Here is a 21,899-nt window from a genome sequence, read left to right as displayed (position 1 = left end):
CCTCGAGAGGACCCGTCCGTTGGCGCTCATGCCCCCGGCGCGGCAGCACCGTGCTCGCCGCAGAGCTGATATGTCGCTGCTCGGCGGCATACGTCCGCCCATAGCGGTCCTGTCGGCGCTCCTCCTCTCGCTCGCCGCCGTCACCGCACTCGTGCTCGGACCGGCCGGCGACACCAGCCTGCCCAAGGCCGTACAGACCTCCCAGCAGCACTTCGCGGAGGACGGCGCGATCGCGCTGCGCGCCTCCATCGACGAGTCGGTCACCGACCTCGACCGCGCCGCGGGCCTGTTCAGCGCGGGCGACCCGGTCTCCGGCGACACCGTGCTCGACAAACTGGGCAACACGTACCAGAAGTGGATGGGTACCGCGGTCATCGAGATCCGCTCGGGCAAACTCGTCGCGGCCCGCGGCGAGACCGTCCCGCTGACCTCCCTCGACCGGTCCACGCTCGGCGCCGAGGGCGGACTCGCCCCGCGCATGGTGCGCCTGGAGAACGGCGAGGTCCGGCTGCTGTCCTTCGCGCTGCTGTCCTGGCCGGGCAGACCCCAGCTGCTCCTCGTGGCGTCCAACAGCCTCAAGTTCCCGGGCATCAGCCTCGGCCAGTTCCGGGCGATCGCCGTCGTCGACCGCTCCGGGGCGATCCTGAGCAGCGACGGCATCCCCGAGCCCGAGCAGGTCCTCACCGAGCTCCAGCGCAAGGAGGTCGCCGCCTCCACCAAGCAGCTCAAGTCCTTCGCGAAGCAGGCCTCCGCCCAGGCCGGCCGACAGCCCCTCAGCACCAAGGAACCCGGCTCGGGCGGCTACCTGGGCGTGAGCGGCAGCCTGCTCGGCGGCACCTGGCTCAGCGACCGGTCCGTCGCCGGATACGCCACCCTCTCCTCCCCGCAGCCCGGCGAGAGCACCACCGCCACCGCCCTCGGCCTCACCGTCGTCGCCATGGTGAAGGTCGCCGAGGACCCCACCCGTTCCACCTCGTCCGTCTTCTGGCTGGTCGCCGCCGGCGCCCTGCTGGTCATCGGCGGTATCGCCGTCGCCGTCCTGCTCGGCACGGTCCAGCGGCCGCTCATCCGGCTCTTCCTCGAATCGCGCCGGCTCACCCGCGGCGACCTGGACCGCCCGGTGAGCGTCCCCGGGTACGGCGAGGCCCGCAGGATCGGCACGGCCCTGGAACGCCTGCGCCGCCAGCTCCTCGGCGAGCCCGCCGAGGACACCGGGCCGGCCCCCGCCGGGCGCGGACTGCGCCGCGTCGGCACCCGTGCCCTGCTCGCCGTGAGCGCCGTCCTGCTGCTCGCCTGGTCGGTCCCGCTGCTGCTCGTCCTCAACCGGGCGGACGGCACCGTCGTCGTACCGCAGCAGCTCGTGAACGACCAGCGCGAGCGCACCGACACCCTCACCGACCGGGTGCGCCGCGCGCTCAACGAGGGCGAGGCCGACCTCCAGTCCGTGGCCTCGCTGATCGGCGACCGGACCACCCCGGCCGAGATGACCAAGGTGCTGGACCGCACCCTCAACCAGCATCTGCGCTACCAGTCGCTCTACGTCGTCGACGCCTCCGGACACGTGGTCGCGCGGGTGGGGGACAAGCCCCGCGAGGCCGGACCGAAGCCCGCCGAGGCCGACCCGCTGCGGCTGCTCGGCCAGGGCGGCACCAAGCCGATCGTGGCCGGCACCGCCGAGATCCCCGGCCGTGACGGCTCCGCGGTGGTCGGCGAGTTCCGGATCGACTTCCTCAACTCGATGCTCAAGAGGCCCGGCCTCGGCGTCGTACGCGTCGTCGACGACCACGGACAGATCATCGCGGGCAACACCGGCTACCTCGCCTTCCAGTCGCTGCCCAGCGAGCGCCTCCAGGATCTCGTCCTCGCCGCCGGCCAGAAGGTCGGCAAGTCGGCGCACCCCGCCGGCGTCCTCTACCGCGAGGGCGGGGTGCAGATCGCGGCCGCGGCCCCCTTCGTCGGCGGCGGCCCGGCCAAGAAGCTCGGCTGGACCGTCGTCAGCTGGCAGCCGGCCGACCGGCTCGCCATCCCGGAGTACGACGTCCAGCACCGCACCGTCCTCGCCGGGCTGCTGGGCGCCGCCGCCGCGGTCGCCTGCCTCGGGTGGATGCACATCGTGGTGGCCCGGCCGCTACGCGCCCTGGCCGACCAGGCCGAGGCGCTGGCCGACGGCGACCGCAGGACCGTGCTGTTCCCGCGCAACCACGACGAGGTCGGGGCGGTCACCCGCGCCCTGGAGGTCCTGCGCCAGTACCTCCAGGGGCAGCGCAGGGACCGGCCGACCGGGCGCCGCCGCGCCCCCGACACCGCTCACGAGCAGCACGTAAGGAACTGATCGGCCGTGCTCTTCCTCTACACCGTTCTCCTGGTGTGCTGCGTGATCCTGCTGGTCGCGGGCATCGTCGAACAACGGCGGCACTTCACCAACCTCAACAACATCCCCACCCGGGTGCTGGTCAACGGCATCCGCGGCAAGTCGTCCATCACCCGGCTGTGCGCGGGCGCCCTGCGCGGCGGGCGGCTCGTCACCGTCGCCAAGACCACCGGTACGGCGGCCCGCTTCATCCACCCCGACGCCACCGAGGAGCCGGTCTACCGCAAGTTCGGCATCGCCAACGTCGTCGAGCAGATCGGCATCGTCCGGCGCGCGGCCGCCTACAACCCCGACGCGCTGGTCATCGAGTGCATGGCCGTCATGCCTGCGCTCCAGGAGATCAACCAGTCCAAGCTGATCCGCTCCACCATCGGCGTCCTGTGCAACGTCCGTGAGGACCACCTCGCCGAGATGGGACCCACCCTCGACGACGTGGCCCGCTCACTGTCCCGGTCCATGCCGGAGGGCGGCATCTGCGTCACCGCCGAGCGGGACCGGTTCGCGATCCTCAAGGAGGAGGCGGAGTCCCGCGACTGCAAGCTGGTCTACGCCAACCCGGAGTCGGTCACCGACGAGGAGCTGCGCGGCTTCAGCTGGTTCACCTTCAAGGAGAACGTGGCGATCGCGCTCACCGTCGCCGAACTGCTCGGTGTGGACCGCCGGACCGCACTCCAGGGCATGTACGACGCGCCCCCGGACCCCGGTGTCCTCTCGGTCGAGCGGTACGTCACCGAGGACGGCAAGAGACTCCGCTTCGCCAACGTCTTCGCGGCCAACGACCCCGAGTCGACGCTGATGAACATCAACCAGCTGCTCGACCTCGGCGCCGTCCACCGCCCGCTCAACGTGGTCATCAACTGCCGCCCCGACCGCGTCGAGCGCAACGGGCAGATGGGCGAGATCATCCCCGACCTGGACCCCGACAAGGTCTTCGTGATCGGACACCCGGCCAAGAGCGCCATCGACGCCATGCCCCCGGAGTACCGCTCCCGCGCGGTCGACCTCGGCGGCGACCGCCGCGACCCCGAGGAGTTCATGCGGCTGCTGCTCGACGAGCTCGGCCCCGACACCTCGCTGGTCGCCATCGGCAACATCCACGGCCAGGGCGAGCACCTCCTGGAGCACCTCGCCGAACTCCCCGCGGACGACAGCGCGGACGAGGAGCCCCGTCGGCGCGGCGCGGGCGGGGACGGAAGCCGAGACGCAGACCGGGACAGCGGCTCGGCGCCCACCGCCGGTCCCGGCCGCCCCGCCGAGCGGCCGCGCGTCCCGGCGGCCGTACCCGAACACGTCGAGACCGTGCAGCTCTACGCGCCACGGATCGACCCCTACGAGCAGTACCCGCCCGCGTACGAGACGCGGTACGCGCCGCCGCAGATGCCCGCGCAGCGCACCACGGACCACGGTCGGCCCCACGCGGAGCCCGGGTACGAGGGTCACTTCCGACCGCGGGCGTACCCGCCCGGGCACGAACACCGGCCCGGGCACGACGGCGAGTCCTGGCCGGGCGCGTCGCCGGCCCCCGGCGCCGTACGTCCGCACCCCTCGGGTCCCGCTGCGCCGCCCCCCGCCCGCGGCGTGTTCGAACCGCGCGTCCCCCGCACCCGCACCGACGACGACCCCCAGCAGTGGTACAGCCCAGGAGAACCCCGTTGATCCCCTCCGTCCTCACCCCCGAGATCGCCGCGATCGGCATCGGCCTGGGCCTGATGTTCTCGCTGATCTGCTACCTCACGACCAACCTCTCGCCCGGCGGCATGATCACCCCGGGCTGGCTGGCGCTCACCCTCATCGAGGACCTCCAGCGCGCGGCCCTGGTCGTCGGCGTGACGGTCCTGACGTACGTCACCACGCTGCTGCTCCAGCGCTTCGTGATCCTCTACGGCAAGCGCCTGTTCGCGGCCGTCGTGCTGAGCGGCGTGCTGATCCAGGCCACCGTGATCATCGTGCTCCAGATGGAGTTCCCGCTGCTCTACGCCAACCAGACCCTCGGCTTCATCGTGCCCGGTCTCGTCGGCTACCAGCTGGTGCGCCAGCCCAAGGGGGCCACGCTGCTGTCGACCGGCACGGTCACCCTCGCCACCTACGTCGTGCTGACCGCCGGAATCCTGCTCGGCGCCATGCCGTCCGCCTGAGCCCGCCCGACTTCCGCACACCCCTGGAGCCGTCACCATGCCGAAGAGCAAAGGCCGCCCCGTCCTCCACACGTTCACGGTCCTCGCGCTGCTCGCGGGCAGCTCGTACCTCACCTACGAACTCCGCAAGGACGAGCAGGCGAAGGTCCCGGCCGTGCAGGCCGTGACCGACACGCCCGACCTGGAGAACTCGGGCAAGGCCACCGGGAAGCAGACCTGGGAGCGCCTGAACAATCCGACGCGCTCCGTGCTGCGCGGGGAGAACGGCGACATCCTGGCCACCTTCACCGACGGGGCCCGCACCGCGACCCTCCGGGGGCCCTCGCGCACCTTCACCGAGCCGGCCAACACCCAGTCCCGCGTGGTCACCCAGGACTGGGTGCGCCTGATGCCGGAGGCCTGGGGCAAGGGCGCCGAGAAGGAGCAGTGGTTCAAGGACTGGTTCAAGGAGTACTACGGCAGCGAGGAGGACGACATCTTCGCGTTCGCCTTCCAGTACGTCGACGGCGCACCCGTGAAGAAGGACGACGAGGGTGTCCCGTACGCGGGCGACGCGGTCTTCGGCCCCTACAAGGAGGACGGCGTCGACCGCCTCGAACAGAACGACTTCTACGACTACCTGGGCATCGACTACACCTTCCGCGACGGCACCACGATGGTGGCGCGCAAGGAGCGCTACCGCGCCCTGGACTGCTCCGGGTTCATGCGGATGGTCTGGGGCTACCGGGCCCGCTATCCGCTGATGTCGACGAACGCCTCCGGCGACGGCCTGCCGCGCAGCGCCGACGGCATGGCCCGCTCGGACGTCGGCGTCGACATCCTGAAGCTGTCCGGCCCGTCCCCCTGGTACACCCGTCCCCAGAACATCGACGTGGTCCAGCCCGGCGACCTCCTGTTCTTCAAGATGGACCACCGCACCGGCAACCACCTGGACCACGTCGCCATGTACCTGGGCGTGGACACCGACGGCCACCGCGTCTTCATCTCCAGCCGCAAGGAGGTCAACGGCCCGACCATGGGCGACAAGGGCGGCGCCTCCCGCATCGACGGCAACGGCTTCTACGCGGGCCTGCTGCGCAGCGCCAAGCGCCTGTGAGCCGTCGTGGGGACCGTCAGCTGCTGACGATCCCCACGACCAGGTTGATCGCGGTGGCCAGGATGCTGGTGCCGAAGACGTAGGACAGCAGGGTGTGGCGGAGCACGATCGCGCGGATCGTCGTGCTCGACACGGCGGTGTCCGACACCTGGTAGGTCATGCCCAGGTTGTAGCTGAAGTAGAAGAAGTCCCGGTACGCGGGCGGGCGTGGCGAGTTGAAGTCGATGCCGCCGCCGTCCTGGTGGTAGAGGTAGGCGTACCGGGCGGCGTACATCAGGTGCAGCGCCGCCCACGCGGTGAAGACTCCGCACACGGCGGTCGCGGCCGCGACGTGCTCGTTGTCGGTCCGGCCCCGCACGAGCAGCAGCACGATGGCGAGCAACCCGCACAACGCCACGCCGACGACGACGAGTTCGTCCAGCACGGGCCGGAAGTCCTCGCGGCGCACGTTGTGGTGGGTCGCCTCGGCGTCCATCGGCCACAGCACCGCCCAGCCCGCCAGCACGAAGCACAGTTCCGTCGTGGCGATCGCGGCCAGCCCGCCCAGCGCCCCGTCCGTCGCCAGTCCGACGGCGACGCCGACCGCGGCTCCGAGGACCACCGAGGCGGCGAGGCGCGGCACGGCGTCCAGGGGCAACCAGATGCTCATGCGCCCTCACCTTAGCTTCGGCGCCCCGGCCCTCCCTGGCGGAACTCGCCTCCACGAGGCCCGGATTCCACTCCGTCCCGGCGCCTGAAGCCGAGATAGGCACCACCTGTCAACGAGCCCAGTACTTTTTCTTTATATGCGGAGCAATCTCATCAAATAGGTCCCAGGCCGGAGGTCCGCGCATTGAGTTGTCAACAATATTGCTGATAGTTCTCTCGTCGATCGCGCGCGAGTCCCCGGGACGGCACTGCAGGACCACCTGTGGTGCCGTCTCCCACCCCTGTCCTGAGGGAGCGTCATGAGCAAAGAGAGAACAAGTCGGATGCGCAGCCGCAGGGCCTGGCGCGGTATCGCCGGCGTGGCCGCCGGTGTGCTTCTCGCGGGCGGTGGCCTGGCCGTGGCCAACGCCTCGACCGTCGGTGAGACGAAGGCGGCGGCCGTCAAGCGGCCCGTCGACAAGAACGCAAAGGGTGTCGCGGCCGTGGTCAGCGCCGCCAACGCGTTCCTGAACACCCTGGACTCCGACCAGCAGACGTCGACGGTCCTGGACTTCTCGCAGGCGAACGCGACCGCGTGGTCGAACCTGCCGTGCGGTTCCTCCTGCCGGCCGGGCATCGGCTTCGGCACCCTGACCGACGATCAACTGGCCGCCGCGGAGCATGTGCTGAAGGTGGCCCTGGGGTCCGGCAAGGACACCGGCTACGAGCATGTCCTGCAGACCCTCAAGGCCGACGACGTGCTGGCCGCGGCGGAGGCGTCCGGCTCCGACTCCACCGGGACCTCCGCGGAGCCGACCGACTCGGCGTCCACCTCGGCCTCGGAGTCGGCTTCGGACTCCGCCTCCGACTCGGCTTCGGACTCGGCGGAGCCGGCCGACTCCGCCTCGGACACCGCTTCGGACTCCGCCGACCCGTCCGCCTCCGCGAGCGCCACCGACCTCCCCACCGGCACCCCGCCGTCCGGCGGCGCGGGCGGCTCCGGCGGCGGCCCCGGCGGCTTCTCGTACGGCAGCGGCTCCTACTACCTGGCCTTCCTCGGCACCCCGTCGGCGGACGGCACCTGGCAGCTGCACTTCGGCGGGCACCACCTCGCCGTCAACATCACCTACAAGGACGGCAAGGTGGCGGGCGCCAGCCCGTTCTTCACCGGCGTCGAGCCGACCAGCTGGACCGCCGACGACGGCACCACCTACGCGCCGCTCGCGAAGTTCCGCGACGGCCTGCTCAAGGTGACCGGCAGCCTCAGCACCGGCCAACTGGCCGAGGCCAAGCTGTCCGAGTCCTTCGGCGACGTGCTGCTCGGCCCCGGCCAGGACGGCAAGTTCCCGGAGACCAAGGAAGGCGTCAAGGTCGGCGAGCTGTCGCCCAAGCAGCAGAAGCTGGTCCTGGCCGCCATCCACCCGTGGGTCGCCGACGTGGACGACGCCACGGCGGACCGGCTGATGAAGACGTACGCCAAGGAGCTCTCCCAGACCTACGTCGCCTACTCCGGCGGCACCGGTCTGGACACCCAGGGCGACTACGTCCGCATCGACGGCCCAGGCGTCTGGATCGAGTTCGTCTGCCAGAACGGTGTCGTCTACCGCGACCAGATCCACTACCACACCGTGTACCGGGACCACACCCGCGACTACGGGAGCGAGTTCTCCTTCTCATGACCGGACCGCGAAACTGGCTGACCGCAGCGCTCACACGCCTGGTGGCCGGGATCGCGATCGCGGTTCCGGCGGCGCTCCTGCTCGGGGCGTCGCCGGCCGCCGCGCATCCGATGCCGCACTCGGTCGTACAACTCGACGTCCACCAGACCTCGGTGAACGCGACGCTCGAACTGCCGACGGGCGAGTTCGCCGTGGCCAGCGGCATCGATCTCAGCGACTCGACCAAGGCGGGGCTGGCCGGGAAGGCGCCCTCCGTCCGCGCCTATCTCGCCCGCCACATCCGTCCGGCCACCACCTCGGGCACGGCATGGCGGGTGACCATCGGCGCGCTCAGCCTCGGCCGCACCGAGCAGACCTCGACCGGCCCCTACCGCGAACTGGTCGCCGAGGCCGTGCTGACCCCGCCGGCCGACGCGGACGTACGGCACTTCTCCTTCGGCTACGACGTCATCGTCCACCAAGTCGTCACGCACGTGGTTCTGGTGACGGTACGTCAGGACTGGGCGGCCGGGCAGGTCGACGGCCGGGGCACGACCCAGGTCGGCACCATCCGCATCGACACCCGGACCATGAAGGTTCCCGCCCTGAAGGTCGATCTCGGTGCCGGCAGCGCCTGGCGCGGCTTCCTCGCCATGCTCGACCTGGGCGGCGACCACATCCTCACCGGGACCGACCACCTGCTCTTCCTGCTGATCCTGTTGCTGCCCGCGCCGCTGGCGGTCCGCGGGCGCCGCTGGGAGGGTCTCGTCGGCCCGCGCGCCGCGCTCGGGCGCATCGGCCGCATCACGCTGGCCTTCACCGCCGGGCACTCCGTCGCGCTGGCCGCCACCGCGCTCGGCCGGCCGGCCATCCCCGCCTGGCCGGTCGAGGCGTTCATCGCCGCGAGCATCCTCGTCGGCGCCGTCCACGCGATCCGGCCCCTGTTCCCGGGCCGCGAGGCGGTCGTGGCGGGGGTGTTCGGGCTGGGCCACGGCATGGCGTTCTCGTTCGTGCTGGTCGAGATGCACCTGTCCACCGGACAGTTGGTGACCAGTCTGCTCGGCTTCAACCTCGGCATCGAACTGGTCCAGCTGCTGCTGGTCGGTCTCGCCCTGCCCTCGCTGCTGGTCCTGGCCCGCCTGCGCGTGCAGCCGACGCTGCGCCTGACGGCCGCCGCGCTCACGGGCACGGCGGCGCTGGGCTGGCTGGTGGACCGGCTGGGCCGGCCCAACCCGGTCGCCCGCGCCGCGGACGGTGCCGGATCCCATACGACCGCGCTGCTGACCGGTCTCGCGGTGACCGCGCTCGCGTCGGCGGCCTGGACGCTGACCACACGGCGACGCACGTCGGCCGCCGACCCGGCGGAGCCGCAGCTCGGACAGGAGGACCGCATGGCGTCCGTCCCCTGACCACGGGAGCGCTCGGCCCGCGCGGTCGTTCGCCGTTCCTGGTTCCCAGCCCCCGGTGCCGACGGGCGCGTACGGATGAACGTGCCGGGGACGGGCCGCGTGTCGCTGTGGTGGGGAGCGGGGGTGGCGCCGAGGCTTGGGCGGTGCGGCGGTGCGGCGGTGCGGCCGGGCGGCCGTCGGGCCGGTGTTTCGTCGGCCGACGGCCGGGGGATCGGCGCCCCGTGGTCCGATCGCCGCCGGGTCGGCGGCAGGAGGGTGCAGCGCATGCTGGTTCTGGGACGCTCGCAGGTCGAGGCGCTGCTCTCCATGGACGCCCTGATCGACGCCCTCGCCCCGGCGATGGCGGACCTCAGCGCGGGCCGTGCCTCGGTTCCCGACCGCGTCGCCGTCGAAGTGTCCGAGCGTGACGGGCTGGTGGCGGCCATGCCCGGCTATCTGCCGTCGTCCGGTGCGCTCATGACCAAGCTGCTGTCCTTGTTTCCGCACAACGACGGCGTACGGCTGCCGACCCATCAGGCGCTGATCGTGGCGTTCGACCCGGCCACCGGCGAGCCCGCGGCCCTGCTGGACGGCGAGGCCGTCACCGCGGCGCGCACCGGCGCCTGCTCCGCGCTGTCGGCGCGCCTGCTCGCCCGCGAGGACGCGACGGTGCTGGCCGTGCTGGGGACCGGCGTGCAGGCCCGCTCCCATGCCCACGCGATCTCCAGGGTCCGCCCGCTCGAACAGATCCGCGTGGCGGGCCGCGACCGGGCGAAGGCCGCCGCGCTGGCCGAGGAACTCGGCGCCGCCCTGGAGGTCGAGGTCCGGGCCGTGGCCGGCTACGCCGAGGCGCTCGACGGCGCCGACATCGCCGCCGCGGCGACGCACGCCGTCGAACCCGTGATCCGCCGCCCCTGGCTCGCTCCCGGCGTCCACATCACGTCCGTCGGCTTCAACCCGGCCGGCCGTGAGATCGACGACGCCACGATCGCCGAAGCCCTCGTGTGCGTCGAGTCGCGCCGTGCCGTGCTCTCCCCGCTCTTCGGCGGCAGCAACGACCTGCTCGCACCCCTCCGCGACGGGCTCATCACCGCCGACCACCTTCACGCCGAGCTCGGCGAGCTCGTCGACGGCAGTCGGCCCGGGCGCACCACGCCCGATCAGATCACCCTCTACAAATCGGTCGGCGTAGCGGTCCAGGACGCCGCGGCCACCGCCCTCGTCCTCGCGGCCGCGCGCGAACAGTCGGTCGGCGAGGAGATCACGCTGCGGTAGGGCTGCCGCCGGAGCCGCAGACCCGAGCCGTCCGATGACATAGACGTACGCAAGAAATTGCATTGCTTGCGCCCGCTTGCGCAGCGCGGCGCAAGGCGTATGCGGCGTGCCGCCCGTGCCATAAGTGTCATCAGGTCGGCGAAGTGGCCGACTTCGACCGCGAACACGCCCTCGCGCGCCCTCGCGCGTGCGTCCTGAGGCCAGACTGCCGGGCGCCGACGCGAAATTGGCGCTGCCTGATCTGTAGACGTATTCACACAGCTCTGCAATTCTGCGATGAAACCACGCAAGAACTGGCGCACCATCGCTCTGTCCATGAACGAGCCGCCCTCGCGCCGCGCCTCGGCGCGCGCACCCCCGCAGGGAGTGACTCCGCATGATGCGACACCAGCACAGAACACCGAGACGGCGCGCGGCGACAGCCGCGCTCGCGTGCGCCGTCCTGGTCCTCGGCCTGCCCGCCGTCGCCGCGCACGCGGCCGGCGGCCCCGACGCCGCCGCGGACGCCGCCACCCGGGCCGGCAGCGCGTTGCACGCCCACGCGGCCGCCAACATCACCGACGGCGACGCCGACACCTACTGGCAGGCCGGAAGGAAGTCGGCCCAGTGGGTGCAGACCGACCTCGGGCGGACCGAGCGGGTCCGCGAGGTCGTGCTGCGGCTCCCCGCCCAGTGGCAGACCCGCAGTCAGACCCTCTCCCTCCAGGGCAGCGCCGACGGAAAGAGCTTCGCCACGCTCAAGTCGTCCGCCCGGTACACGTTCAGCCCGGGCGACGGGAACACGGTGAAGGTCTCCTTCCCGGCGACCCTCGCCCGGTACGTGCGGGCCGACTTCACGAAGAATTCGGCCGCCTCCACCGCCCAGCTCGCCGAGATGCAGGTCCTCACGAGCGCCGCGTCCACCCCCAACCTCGCCCAGGGCAAGACGTTCACGGAGAGCGGGCACGCCGATGTCTACGGCGCCGCCAACGCCGGTGACGGCAACCGCAATACGTACTGGGAGAGCACCAACAACGCCTTCCCCCAGTGGCTCCAGGTCGACCTCGGCTCATCCGTCAAGATCAACCAGGTGACCCTGCGGCTGCCCGGCGGCTGGCCGAGCCGCAGCCAGACCTTCAAGGTCCAGGGCTCGACCGACAACCAGAACTTCACCGACCTGACGGCCTCGAAGGCGTACACCTTCGACAGCTCCGACGACCAGTCGGCGACCATCAGCCTCGACACGGTGACGACCCGGTACGTGCGCGTGCTGTTCACCGCCAACACCGGCTGGCCCGCCGGGCAGGCGTCCGAGCTGGAGGTCTACGGACCCGTGACGGGCGACACGCAGGCGCCCACCGCGCCGTCGAACCTCAGCTACACCGAACCGGCCTCCGGGCAGATCAAGTTGACCTGGAGCGCGGCCACCGACGACACGGGCGTCACCGGCTACGACGTCTACGCGAACGGACAACTGCGCGCGAGCGTCGCGGGCAGCGTCCTGACCTACACCGACACCCAGCCCGCCGGCACCGACATCACCTACTTCGTGCGGGCCAAGGACGCCGCGGGCAACGTCTCCGCGAACAGCAACAGCGTCACGCGCGCCGGGACGAGCGGCGACACCCAGGCGCCCACCGCGCCCGGCGGCCTCGCCTACACGCAGTCCGGCAGCGACGTGAAGCTCACCTGGCAGGCTTCCAGCGACAACGTCAAGGTCACCGCCTACGACGTGTACGCGGGCGGCCAGCTCCTCAAGTCCGTCGCGGGCGACGTCACGACGTACACCGACACCCCGTCGGCGTCGGCGACGGTCACCTACTACGTGAAGGCGAGGGACGCCGCCGGGAACGTGTCGGCGGCGAGCAACAGCGTCACCCGGGCCGGTTCGGGCGCCGGGTCCGACCTCGCGCAGGGCAAGCCGATCGAGGCGTCGTCGTACACCCAGACGTATGTCGCCACGAACGCCAACGACGGCCAGGTCGGCACCTATTGGGAGGGCGGCAGCGGGGCGTACCCGGAGACCCTCACCACCAAGCTGGGCGCCAACGCCGACCTCGGTCAGGTCGTCGTCAAGCTCAACCCGGACGCCGCCTGGTCCACGCGCACCCAGAACATCCAGGTGCTGGGCCGCGACCAGGACGCGACGGACTTCACCAGTCTCGCGGCGGCGAAGGACTACACGTTCAATCCGTCCACCGGCAACACGGTGACCATCCCGGTCTCCGGCGCGGCCGCCGACATCCAGCTCAAGTTCACCTCCAACTCGGGCGCCCCGGGCGCGCAGGTGGCCGAGCTCCAGGTGATCGGCACCCCGTCCGCCAACCCGGACCTGAAGGTAACCGGCATCACCAACGCCCCGTCCGCGCCGGTCGAGTCGGACACGATCAGCCTGTCCGCGACCGTCACCAACGGCGGCACCAAGGCGTCCAAGGCCACCGACCTGAACTTCACGCTCGGCGGCACGAAGGCGGCCACGGCCGATGTCCCGGCGCTCGCGGCCGGTGCGTCGGCGACGGTGACCGCGAGCATCGGCACCCGGGACGCGGGCAGTTACCCGGTCGGCGCCGAGGTGGACCCGTCGAACAAGGTCATCGAGCAGAACGAGGGGAACAACACCTTCGCCCGCTCCGACGCCCTGGTCGTCAAGCCCGTCTCCAGCTCCGACCTCGTCGCCGCTCCCGTCTCCTGGACCCCCTCCAGCGCCTCCGGCGGCGACAACGTCACCTTCTCCGTCGCCCTCAAGAACCAGGGCACGGTGGACTCGGCCACCGGCTCCCACGGGGTGACCCTGACCGTCCAGGACGCGAACGGCGCCACGGTCAAGACCCTCACCGGCTCCTACAGCGGCGCCATCGCCGCCGGCCAGACCACCGCACCCGTGAGCCTCGGCTCGTGGACGGCCGTCAACGGCAAGTACACCGTGAAGACCGTCATCGCCGCGGACGACAACGAACTGCCGGTCAAGCGGGACAACAACACCACCACGCAAGCCCTGTTCGTCGGCCGCGGCGCCGACATGCCGTACGACATGTACGAGGCCGAGGACGGCACGGTCGGCGGCGGCGCCAAGGTGGTCGGCCCCAACCGCACCATCGGCGACATCGCGGGCGAGGCCAGCGGCCGCAAGGCCGTGACCCTCGACGCCACCGGTCAGTACGTCGAGTGGACCACCCGTGCCGCGACGAACACCCTGGTCACCCGCTTCTCCATCCCCGACGGCACCACCACGACGCTGGACGTCTACGTCGACGGACAGTTCCTCAAGGCCATCGACCTCACCTCGAAGTACGCCTGGCTGTACGGCGACGAGACCGCACCCGGCAACTCGTCCGGCTCCGGCGCCCCGCGCCACATCTACGACGAGGCGAACCTGCTCCTCGGCAAGACCGTCCAGGCCGGTTCCAAGATCCGGCTCCAGAAGGACGCCGCCAACACCTCCACCTACGCCATCGACTTCGTCAACACCGAGCAGGCGACGGCGGATCCGAACCCGGACCCGGCCGCGTACGTGGTCCCGGCCGGCTTCGGGCAGCAGGACGTGCAGAACGCCCTCGACAAGGTCCGCATGGACACCACCGGCAAGCTCGTCGGCGTCTACCTGCCCGCCGGTGACTACGAGACCTCCAGCAAGTTCCAGGTCTACGGCAAGGCGGTCAAGGTCGTCGGAGCGGGACCGTGGTTCACCCGCTTCCACGCGCCCTCCTCACAGGAGAACACCGACATCGGTTTCCGCGCCGACTCCACCGCGAACGGCTCGACGTTCGCCGGCTTCGCCTACTTCGGCAACTACACCTCCCGTATCGACGGCCCGGGCAAGGTCTTCGACTTCGCGGGTGTCGCCCACATCACCATCGACGACATCTGGGCCGAGCACATGGTGTGCCTGTACTGGGGCGCCAACACCGACAGCATGACCATCGAGAACTCCCGCATCCGTGACACCTTCGCCGACGGCGTCAACATGACGAACGGCTCCACCGACAACCACGTCACCAACAACGACGCCCGCGCCACGGGCGACGACAGCTTCGCCCTGTTCTCCGCGATCGACGCCGGAGGCGCCGACGAGAAGAACAACCTCTACGAGAACCTCACGTCGACCCTGACCTGGCGCGCGGCCGGCATCGCCGTCTACGGCGGCTACGACAACACCTTCCGCAACATCCGCGTCGCCGACACCCTCGTCTACTCCGGCATCACGATCTCCTCGCTGGACTTCGGCTACCCGATGAACGGCTTCGGCACCGATCCGACGACGATCGAGAACGTCTCCCTGGACCGGACGGGCGGCCACTTCTGGGGCTCCCAGGTCTTCCCCGCCATCTGGGCCTTCTCCGCCTCCAAGGTCTTCCAGGGCATCCGCGTCAACGACGTCGACATCGACGACTCCACCTACGGGGGCGTCATGTTCCAGACCAACTACGTCGGCGGCGTGGCGCAGAACCCGGTGAAGGACACCGTCTTCACCGACATCTCCATCACCGACTCCAAGAAGAGCGGAGACGCGTTCGACGCCAAGTCCGGATTCGGCATCTGGGCCAACGAACTCCCCGAACCCGGCCAGGGACCGGCGGTCGGCGAAGCCACCTTCCGCAACCTGAAGATGAGCGGCAACGCCCAGGACATCCGCAACACGACCACCACCTTCAAGATCAACATCGAGTGACCCGGGAGCGGTACCGGACGGCACGGGGTCGCCTGCCCGCAGGCGGCCCCGTGCCTGTGCCGCGCGAGCCTCTGCCAGCGCCTTTCGCGCCGTACACTGCACGGCACCGGCCGCCGGCCTGCCGGGACAGCCTTGGGGGGAGACTGTGATCCGTGACCGAGCCGCCGTACTCGCGGCGGCACTCGCCGCAGCCCTGGTCCTGCTCTGCGCGGCCTGCGCACCCGGCAGTCCGAGGTCCTCGGCAGGCGCGCGGGGCACCGCTGCCGCGTCTTCGACCGCCTGGCGCTACGACTACCTGGGCGCGGACCGCAACGGCGCCGTGTCCGACATCGCCGCCGCGAGCGCCGACGACGCCTGGGCCGTCGCCCGCACCCCGGTGACCGGAAACATCGACGGTCAGCGGGCGTCCCTCCTGCACTACGACGGCCACCGATGGCGGCCCTACCCGCTCCCGCCCGTACTGGCCCCGATGACCGACCTCGGCAGCGTCCGCCTGGACGCCCCGGTGTCCGGCGGTGACGTGTGGCTGTTCGGCGGTGCCGTGGGCACCGGCGGCGAGGTCCTCGTGGCACGGTGGGACGGCACGCGCTGGCAACAGGCCGGCGTTCCGGCGCAGTTCCCGCGGGACGTGACGGGCGCGGCGGTCTTCGCCCCGGACGACGCGTGGGTGGTCGACGGAACCGACACGGCATGGCGGTGGAACGGCGCGAGCTGGCGGCCCGTTCGGCTCGCTTCCCGGGTGTGGGACATCGCGGGCGCCTCGCCGGGAGACGTCTGGGCGGTGGGTATCGGCCCGTCCACCGAAGGGGCGTTGGACAACGGCGGCCCGGTCGCCCTGCACTGGGACGGACGGACCTGGCGCAAGACCGCCGTACCGGCCGTGATGCCGGGGGAGTCGACGCCGGAACCCAGCGATCTGCAGGGCGAGAGCAGCCTGTCCTACGAGGCCGGCCTGACGAGGCTGGCGATCCGGTCGGCCGACGACGTGCAGGCCTTCGGCAGCGTGAGCGGTGAAGGCGGCCAAGACGTCTACCAGGAGCAGCTGACGCTGCACTGGGACGGCTCACGGTGGACGAAGACCCCTTCCGGCACGGTCCGTTGCTGCGTCACGGGGCAGGCGGGCGGCACCGTACTCCTCGGCTCCACGTACTACCTCGACGCGTCCGGCCGGGCGGTGCACATCGGCCGGCCGCCCTATGCCGCCGGCCGGTCGGGCAAGGTCACCGCCGTGGACAGGAAACAGAAGTTCCGCGTCGAGGACCAGGCCCAGATCCCCGGCACGCGGGAGATCTGGGCCGTGGGAGCGATGGTCCTGGACGCCCACGGAGACGCGAACTTCCACCGCCCGGTCATCGCCCGCCGTACACCGGCGGATTGAGCCTCAGGATCCGGTCGCCTCGGGACCGGACCTCATGCCCGCTCCGACACTCGCGACCGAAATCGCGCCGGACGCGGGGGACTTGCGCAGTCTCGGCATCCAGACCAGGGCGATCACCGAGGTGACGAGGGAGAAGGACAGGCAGACGGCGAAGAACGCGGTCCGCGAGACCGCCATCAAGGACGGTGTCAGGAAGGCGAACAGGGACACTCCGCCCTTGCTCATCGCCAAGGTCACGCCCTGTGCGGTGGCGCGGTTCAGCGTGGGGATGAGCTCCTGGGTCCACACCTTGTACAGGATCTCGCCGGCGATGCCGGCCGTCGCGGAGTTGAGGATCATCCCGATCACGAAGCCCGTGGTGGTGGACCCCAGGACCAGAAGCACCACCCACTGGCAGGGGAGGAGCAGGGCCCCGGCCGTGATCCACCGCGACCGCTTGGGCGAGTCGATGACCCGCATGAGCGCGATGCCCGGAACGAGGCCGATCGGCAGCACGGCGAGGCTCACGATCGAGTACGTGCCGAGATCGGAGCGGGTGAGGTTCGTCCACATGTAACTGCCGAACTGGCCCCAGGTGTTGGATCCGATGCTCCATGCCGTGAAGTACGCACCGGTCGCCAGGACCACGAGGCCGACGGGCCGGCGCAGCAGATCCCTGTGCTGGGCGAACCCCGTCGCCGCGGAGCGCGGGGCGGCGAGGGACGCCTGGCGCGCCGCGAGCCACTCGGAGGACTCGCCGAGCGTGGTGCGTGCGATCAGGATGACGAGCGCGACGACCGCGAGATGGGCGTAGAGGATCCGGGCCGCGAGGGCGCCGAGCGGCGCGATGAAGGCCATCGAGCCCAGCACGACGATGACGCCCGCCAGCCAGAGCAGTTCGGAGAAGACGACCATGCGTCCCTTCTGGCCCTCGGGCGCCTCCTCCCTGATCATCGAGATCGAGACCGGGAGGTCGGCGCCGATCGCCAGCCCGCCGATGACGACACCCAGGTACAGGCTGCCGGCGCCGTGCGCGAAGGCCAGGACCAGTGCGCTCACCGTGTAGCCGATGAGCGACGTCAGGAAGATGCGGCGGCGGCCCCACCGGTCCCCGAACAACCCGCCCAGTACGGTCCCGACGCCGAACATCAGCGTCTGGAGCCCCAATATCAGGCCCACGTCACCGGCGCCGAGATGAAGGTCCTTCGCGTACAGGGCGCCCACCGCCACACCGGTGGTCACCAGAAGTCCGGAATCGAGATAGGAAGCCATCCCGCACAGAAGGGCGACCCTCCAGTGGTGATTCACCTGTCGTGGAACAGACATGCAGATCTCCAAATCGATCGTCTTTGATCGGGGTGCACGAGCATCGGAATCCGGAATCGGAGGCCGGGAAACTGCGGTGAAAGGAATGAGGGCCTGACGGCGGCGGCGGGCCGGCCCGGGACGGGCGGGCCCGCGAGGTGGCGCAGAGTGATTCTTCAGTGCACGGTACGGTACCGTACCGTGCTATGAGTGGGAAGAGCCTTGCCCGACCGTACAGGTGAGGGCCATGCTCGGTGCGGATGGCCGCGCCCCTGGTGCTCTCCGGGATCACGTGATCGAATCGAGCGCGCGCCACGCGAACGACGAACCTGGAGGTTGCCTGTGAACTCAACGCAGATGGCCCTTCGGGTCGTGCTTCTCGTCGCGCAGCGAGGCAGCGTCCGGCTGACGGAAGTGGCGAAGGAACTTCCCGTGGCGCCCTCGACGGCACACCGAATCCTCGCCAACTGCGTTTCCGCCGGCTATGTGCGGCAGGACGAGGCCGGCGGTCCGTATCTGGCGGGGCCCCACCTTTATGAGATCGCCCTGCGGATGGCGTCCGGTGTGGACATGAACCGGGTGATCGCGCCGGTTCTCGACGAGGTTCACGAAAAACTCGGGTTCACCACCAGTTACGCGGCCCTCGAGGGGCGCAGAATTCGCTTTCTCCTTTCTCTCGTCGGTCGTGGAGCTCACCCTCTCGGGTCCCAGATGGGTCAGGTGCACCCCGCTCACTGGTTCGCGGCGGGAAAGGCGATGCTGGCGTTCTGCTCGCCGGGCGAACTGGCGTCGCGCATCTCGGGACGGCATCTCTCCCGGGCGACGGAGCGGACCGTCGTGGACTGGGACGAGCTGGTCCGTCAGCTCGACCTGGTCCGGGCGCGGGGGTGGGCGGCCTCCGTCGGAGAGGGTGTCGCCGGGGTCAGCGAGGTGAGCGCTCCCGTGCTGACGCTGGGCGGCGATCCGATGGGCGCGATCAGCGTGGCCGCGTTCACGCCTCGGCTCACCGCGAAGGCGGAGATCCTCGAGGTCGCCGGCGTGCTGCTCGACGCGGCATCCACGATTCAGTGGACGCTGCGCAACGGCACGGTCGGTCAGCCCGTCCAGCCTGACCGACTCGCCCAGCCTGACCGACTCGACGAGCCCGACCGACTCGACGAGCCCGACCGGCCGGACCACCCCGATCGGCCCGACCAAGCGGCGTACGGCGGTTGACGTTCCTCCGCTCGGCATGACACGCGGGCCGGGACCGGGGGCCTGTCAGCCGGCCAGCAGCGAATGGCTGCCCAGCCGGTGCCAGCCGCGGTTGTGGTGGACGAGCGGGGCGTCCTCGGCTGCCGGCGCGATGTGGGCCTGGAGCGCGTGGACCGCCACCATCGTCGACTGGCCGGCGCGCATCCGGTCCACGATGCGGCCCCGGATCCACACCGGCGCGCGGTGGAGGAAGGGCTCACCGGTGGCGAGCCGGCCCCAGCTCTCCCGGTCCGCGAAGCGGTCGACCCCGCTGGTCGCGAAGAGCCGTGCGGAAGGCAGCTGCGCCGCCGAGAGCAGGTGGACGACCACCGTGCGGGCCGTGGCGATCCCGGGCGCGCTCGACGAGGCCGAGGACAGCGAGAACACGAGCATGGGGGGCTCGGCGCTGACGGAGATCACCGAGGTCGCCGTGAGGCCCACCGGCCCCTGCTCCGTATCGGCGGTGATGACGGCGACGCCCGCGGGGTGATTGCGGAACGCGCGCTTGAACTCGTCCGCGGACAGGCCACCGTCGAGCGGCAGGGCCGTGCCGGGGGAGGCGTCGGCGAGGTCCGGCGCCAAGGCTGCGCGTGAGGCGGTGAATCCCAAGGAGGACTCCTCGATCGGGGCACGGAACAGTGCCGTACGGGCATGTGATCGTGCGTGTTGGTGCTGTCGGCTCTGTACTCGCCGTCCGTCAGGGCCCGTCGCGGCCGGGCATCCGCAGGGGCGCCGCCTCGTTGAGGCCGCTCCAGTGCTCGGCGAGCAGCCCGTTCTCGACCCGGAAGCAGTTGAACACCAGGTAGGGGTACTCCTGTCCCGGGCGTTCGGGGTCGGGCTGAGGTCTGGGGACGGCGTAGATCACCAGCCGGCCCTCGGCCATGACGACGGCCGGCGGGGTGAGGGGCGTGTCGGGCACCGGCTTGGGCCCGTCCGGGAACCCGGTCCTGACGAAGTGCTCCAGCGCCGCACGACCCGAGGGCACGCCGGGCATGTGCTGCCGGTAGTCGGCGGCGAAGAAGCGCGGGACCGCGTCGGCGTCCTCGGCGTCGAAGACGTACCGGAACGAGTCGACGACGAGCCGCTTGTTCCTCGCGAGCTCGGTGCCGCCGACCCCGGCGGCGACCTCCACGTCCTCCCGGGGCCGGCCCGTCGCGTGGGCCCACACCGTGGGAGCGGCCCTGCTGGCGCCCGTCCAGTGCTGGACCACGGCGTCACCGGAGATGCGGAAGGCGTCGAACTGGTAGTAGTCGAAGAGCTCTTCCGGGCGGCCCGGCCTCGGCTGCGGGAGGTGGTGGCACACGGTCACCAGATCTCCCTCCGCGACGACGAACTCCGGTGCGGCGGCGCAGCCGGGCGGGACCAGCCGCTGGGCGACGTACGCGCGGACCAGTGCCTTGTGGTGGCTCGGACGGTCGGCCGAGACCGTGTCGCGGGTCGTCATCGGGCCGGCGGCGCCGCGAAGTGGGCCCGGCCGTAGTCCTCGCCGAACTTCTCCTCGTCGGCGAAGATGTTGGTCCGGCCCATCGAGTAGTCGCGGTAGTAGCGGTTGAGCCGCGAGCCCGCGCGTCCGCCCTCGGAGGTGCCGGAGGTGCGGTACATCAGGTCGACCGCCTGCCAGCCCAGTTCGATGCTCTGGTGGCGCACCAGGTTGAACCGGCCGACGTCCTCCCACTTCCAGCCTCGGCCGTCGGTGGTCGCCTCGACGCAGGCCCGGGTGAGGTCCTCGGACACGCCGAGCAGCAACCTCTCCGCCGCTTCGACGCGTGCCGTCGCGAGGCCGAACCACCGCTGGAAGTCGTGCGTCTCGGACAGGGTCGCGTCGATGACGTTGCCCGAGGGGCCGGAGATGCCGCCGGGGGCCTTCTTCGTGCGCAGGATCCGCTCGTACTCGTCGAGCGCGGCGCGGGCGGTCCCCACCAGGACGGCATTGATCTCCAGCGGTCCGAGCATGCCGGGCTCGACCGCGTACATCGGGTTGTCGTGCAGCAGGAAACCCGGCGTCTGCGCGTTCTCGCCGTAGGGGTACGGGTCGTCGATCACGAAGTGGGCGGGGACGACCGCGCCGTCGATCTCGATGCTGTTGGAGCCCGAGCCGCGCATGCCGAAGGCCCTGTCGCGCCAGTCGTCGAGCAGGGTCCATCCGGACCGGGGGACCAGGGCCAGCTTGGTGCGGCCGGCCTGCGGTCCGTCGCCCGCCACGCGTGCCCAGACGAGGGCGTGCGTGGAGTACGGCGAGCCGGAGCAGTAGTCCCACGTGCCGTCGACGCGCCAGCCGCCGTCGACCGGCCGGACCGTGCCGCGCGGGACCGCCCGGGTGGGCGCGGCGAACTCGACGTCGGGTGCGAAGGCCTCGGCCTGGGCGGTCTCGGAGAACCAGGCGGCGAGCGGGACGGAGTGGGCCGACGCCAGGGCCAGGCACCACGCGGTGCCCGGGCAGCCGCGGGCGATCTCCATGACCACCTGGACGTAGGTCTTGATGTCGACCTCGTAGCCGCCGAACCGCCGCGGGCGGAGCATCCGGTAGAACCCCGACTCGGCGAAGGCCTGGTGCATCTCGGGCGAGTGGCGCCCGTCCGTCTCGACGGTGTCCTGGTCGGCGAGGAGACGCGGGCGCAGTGCGCGGGCCCGGCGGACCAGCTCCTCGCGGGTGAGGCCGGGCTCGGGCGCGACGAAGCCGATGTCGGTCGTGACAGTCAAGGCGGTTCCCTTCTTTGGGGCCTGTTGCAGGAGCACGCAACAGCACGGGCCGGGCGGAGGCAATGAAGCGCCGGACTCTTTCCCCTATGTGGAAACGCCGGGAGAT

General features: G+C 71.0%; 15 protein-coding genes. 10 read left to right on the top strand and 5 right to left on the bottom strand.

What is annotated here, in order from left to right; genetic code table 11:
* The first annotated feature begins 70 nt into the window (after window positions 1-70).
* From WN71_RS23485 to WN71_RS23470, 4 genes are read left to right on the top strand one after another with little or no spacing between them, the layout of a single operon-like run.
* The gene (locus WN71_RS23485; RefSeq protein WP_079178046.1) at window positions 71-2,332 is read left to right on the top strand and encodes a HAMP domain-containing protein; all 2,262 of its coding nucleotides are present in this window, start codon (window positions 71-73) and stop codon (window positions 2,330-2,332) included.
* Window positions 2,333-2,338: 6 nt separating this feature from the next.
* The gene (pgsB, locus tag WN71_RS23480; protein ID WP_052743003.1) at window positions 2,339-4,027 is read left to right on the top strand and encodes a poly-gamma-glutamate synthase PgsB; all 1,689 of its coding nucleotides are present in this window, start codon (window positions 2,339-2,341) and stop codon (window positions 4,025-4,027) included.
* Window positions 4,024-4,506 carry a poly-gamma-glutamate biosynthesis protein PgsC/CapC gene (locus WN71_RS23475; RefSeq protein WP_037621835.1) on the top strand — a complete coding sequence of 161 codons (483 nt, stop codon included), beginning with the start codon at window positions 4,024-4,026 and terminating at the stop codon, window positions 4,504-4,506. The genes pgsB and WN71_RS23475 overlap by 4 nt, the downstream gene beginning before the upstream one ends.
* Window positions 4,507-4,543: 37 nt before the next feature.
* Window positions 4,544-5,602 carry an NlpC/P60 family protein gene (locus tag WN71_RS23470; RefSeq protein WP_046584788.1) on the top strand — a complete coding sequence of 353 codons (1,059 nt, stop codon included), beginning with the start codon at window positions 4,544-4,546 and terminating at the stop codon, window positions 5,600-5,602.
* Between the two features lie 16 nt (window positions 5,603-5,618).
* Here WN71_RS23470 and WN71_RS23465 read toward each other — a convergent pair whose 3' ends face one another.
* Window positions 5,619-6,251, bottom strand: coding sequence for a DUF1345 domain-containing protein (locus tag WN71_RS23465; protein WP_046584789.1), 633 nt, complete (start codon window positions 6,249-6,251; stop codon window positions 5,619-5,621).
* Window positions 6,252-6,573: 322 nt separating this feature from the next.
* On the opposite strand from WN71_RS23465, the gene WN71_RS23460 reads away from it, so the two are divergent.
* The 5 genes from WN71_RS23460 to WN71_RS23440 all read left to right on the top strand — a co-directional run bounded on the left by WN71_RS23460 (window position 6,574) and on the right by WN71_RS23440 (window position 16,576).
* A complete protein-coding gene (locus WN71_RS23460) occupies window positions 6,574-7,908 on the top strand; it encodes a DUF3500 domain-containing protein (RefSeq protein WP_052743004.1) in 1,335 nt (444 codons plus the stop codon).
* A complete protein-coding gene (locus WN71_RS23455; RefSeq protein WP_046584790.1) occupies window positions 7,905-9,296 on the top strand; it encodes a HupE/UreJ family protein in 1,392 nt (463 codons plus the stop codon). Before WN71_RS23460 ends, WN71_RS23455 begins: the two co-directional genes overlap by 4 nt.
* Window positions 9,297-9,560: 264 nt before the next feature.
* Window positions 9,561-10,550, top strand: a complete 990-nt coding sequence (locus WN71_RS23450; RefSeq protein ID WP_046584791.1) for an ornithine cyclodeaminase family protein — start codon at window positions 9,561-9,563, stop codon at window positions 10,548-10,550.
* A 376-nt stretch (window positions 10,551-10,926) separates the two neighbouring features.
* Window positions 10,927-15,198: a discoidin domain-containing protein gene (locus WN71_RS23445; protein ID WP_046584792.1), complete on the top strand. Its 4,272-nt coding sequence runs from the start codon at window positions 10,927-10,929 to the stop codon at window positions 15,196-15,198.
* A gap of 145 nt (window positions 15,199-15,343) precedes the next feature.
* Window positions 15,344-16,576 (top strand): hypothetical protein, encoded by a 1,233-nt coding sequence (locus tag WN71_RS23440; RefSeq protein WP_046584793.1) that lies wholly within the window; start codon window positions 15,344-15,346, stop codon window positions 16,574-16,576.
* Between the two features lie 3 nt (window positions 16,577-16,579).
* Here WN71_RS23440 and WN71_RS23435 read toward each other — a convergent pair whose 3' ends face one another.
* A complete protein-coding gene (locus tag WN71_RS23435) occupies window positions 16,580-17,827 on the bottom strand; it encodes an MFS transporter (RefSeq protein ID WP_052743005.1) in 1,248 nt (415 codons plus the stop codon).
* 375 nt (window positions 17,828-18,202) lie between these two features.
* Here WN71_RS23435 and WN71_RS23430 point away from each other — a divergent pair, with 375 nt between their 5' ends.
* Window positions 18,203-19,075, top strand: a complete 873-nt coding sequence (locus WN71_RS23430; protein WP_046584794.1) for an IclR family transcriptional regulator — start codon at window positions 18,203-18,205, stop codon at window positions 19,073-19,075.
* A 45-nt stretch (window positions 19,076-19,120) separates the two neighbouring features.
* Here the strand turns inward: WN71_RS23430 and WN71_RS23425 are convergent, their stop codons facing one another.
* The 3 genes from WN71_RS23425 to WN71_RS23415 all read right to left on the bottom strand — a co-directional run bounded on the left by WN71_RS23425 (window position 19,121) and on the right by WN71_RS23415 (window position 21,793).
* A complete protein-coding gene (locus tag WN71_RS23425; RefSeq protein WP_240529725.1) occupies window positions 19,121-19,702 on the bottom strand; it encodes a flavin reductase family protein in 582 nt (193 codons plus the stop codon).
* A gap of 88 nt (window positions 19,703-19,790) precedes the next feature.
* A complete protein-coding gene (locus WN71_RS42310) occupies window positions 19,791-20,537 on the bottom strand; it encodes a nuclear transport factor 2 family protein (protein WP_079178044.1) in 747 nt (248 codons plus the stop codon).
* Window positions 20,534-21,793 carry an acyl-CoA dehydrogenase family protein gene (locus WN71_RS23415; RefSeq protein WP_052743006.1) on the bottom strand — a complete coding sequence of 420 codons (1,260 nt, stop codon included), beginning with the start codon at window positions 21,791-21,793 and terminating at the stop codon, window positions 20,534-20,536. Before WN71_RS23415 ends, WN71_RS42310 begins: the two co-directional genes overlap by 4 nt.
* Window positions 21,794-21,899: the final 106 nt, after the last annotated feature.

Source organism: Streptomyces mangrovisoli (genome assembly GCF_000974985.2).
In the GTDB taxonomy this organism is placed as follows: Bacteria; Actinomycetota; Actinomycetes; order Streptomycetales; family Streptomycetaceae; genus Streptomyces; species Streptomyces mangrovisoli.
The sequence above is the reverse complement of the archived record's forward strand: the minus strand, read 5'-3'. Positions and strand labels throughout refer to the sequence as shown.

What these genes read in the sequence shown, in the direction of transcription:
- WN71_RS23460 (WP_052743004.1), top strand. Translation starts at nt 6,574, where the DNA reads ATGCGCAGCCGCAGGGCCTGGCGCGGTATCGCCGGCGTGGCCGCCGGT.
- WN71_RS42310 (WP_079178044.1), bottom strand. Translation starts at nt 20,537, where the DNA reads ATGACGACCCGCGACACGGTCTCGGCCGACCGTCCGAGCCACCACAAG.
- WN71_RS23465 (WP_046584789.1), bottom strand. Translation starts at nt 6,251, where the DNA reads ATGAGCATCTGGTTGCCCCTGGACGCCGTGCCGCGCCTCGCCGCCTCG.
- WN71_RS23450 (WP_046584791.1), top strand. Translation starts at nt 9,561, where the DNA reads ATGCTGGTTCTGGGACGCTCGCAGGTCGAGGCGCTGCTCTCCATGGAC.
- WN71_RS23455 (WP_046584790.1), top strand. Translation starts at nt 7,905, where the DNA reads ATGACCGGACCGCGAAACTGGCTGACCGCAGCGCTCACACGCCTGGTG.
- WN71_RS23485 (WP_079178046.1), top strand. Translation starts at nt 71, where the DNA reads ATGTCGCTGCTCGGCGGCATACGTCCGCCCATAGCGGTCCTGTCGGCG.
- WN71_RS23435 (WP_052743005.1), bottom strand. Translation starts at nt 17,827, where the DNA reads ATGGCTTCCTATCTCGATTCCGGACTTCTGGTGACCACCGGTGTGGCG.
- WN71_RS23470 (WP_046584788.1), top strand. Translation starts at nt 4,544, where the DNA reads ATGCCGAAGAGCAAAGGCCGCCCCGTCCTCCACACGTTCACGGTCCTC.
- WN71_RS23445 (WP_046584792.1), top strand. Translation starts at nt 10,927, where the DNA reads ATGATGCGACACCAGCACAGAACACCGAGACGGCGCGCGGCGACAGCC.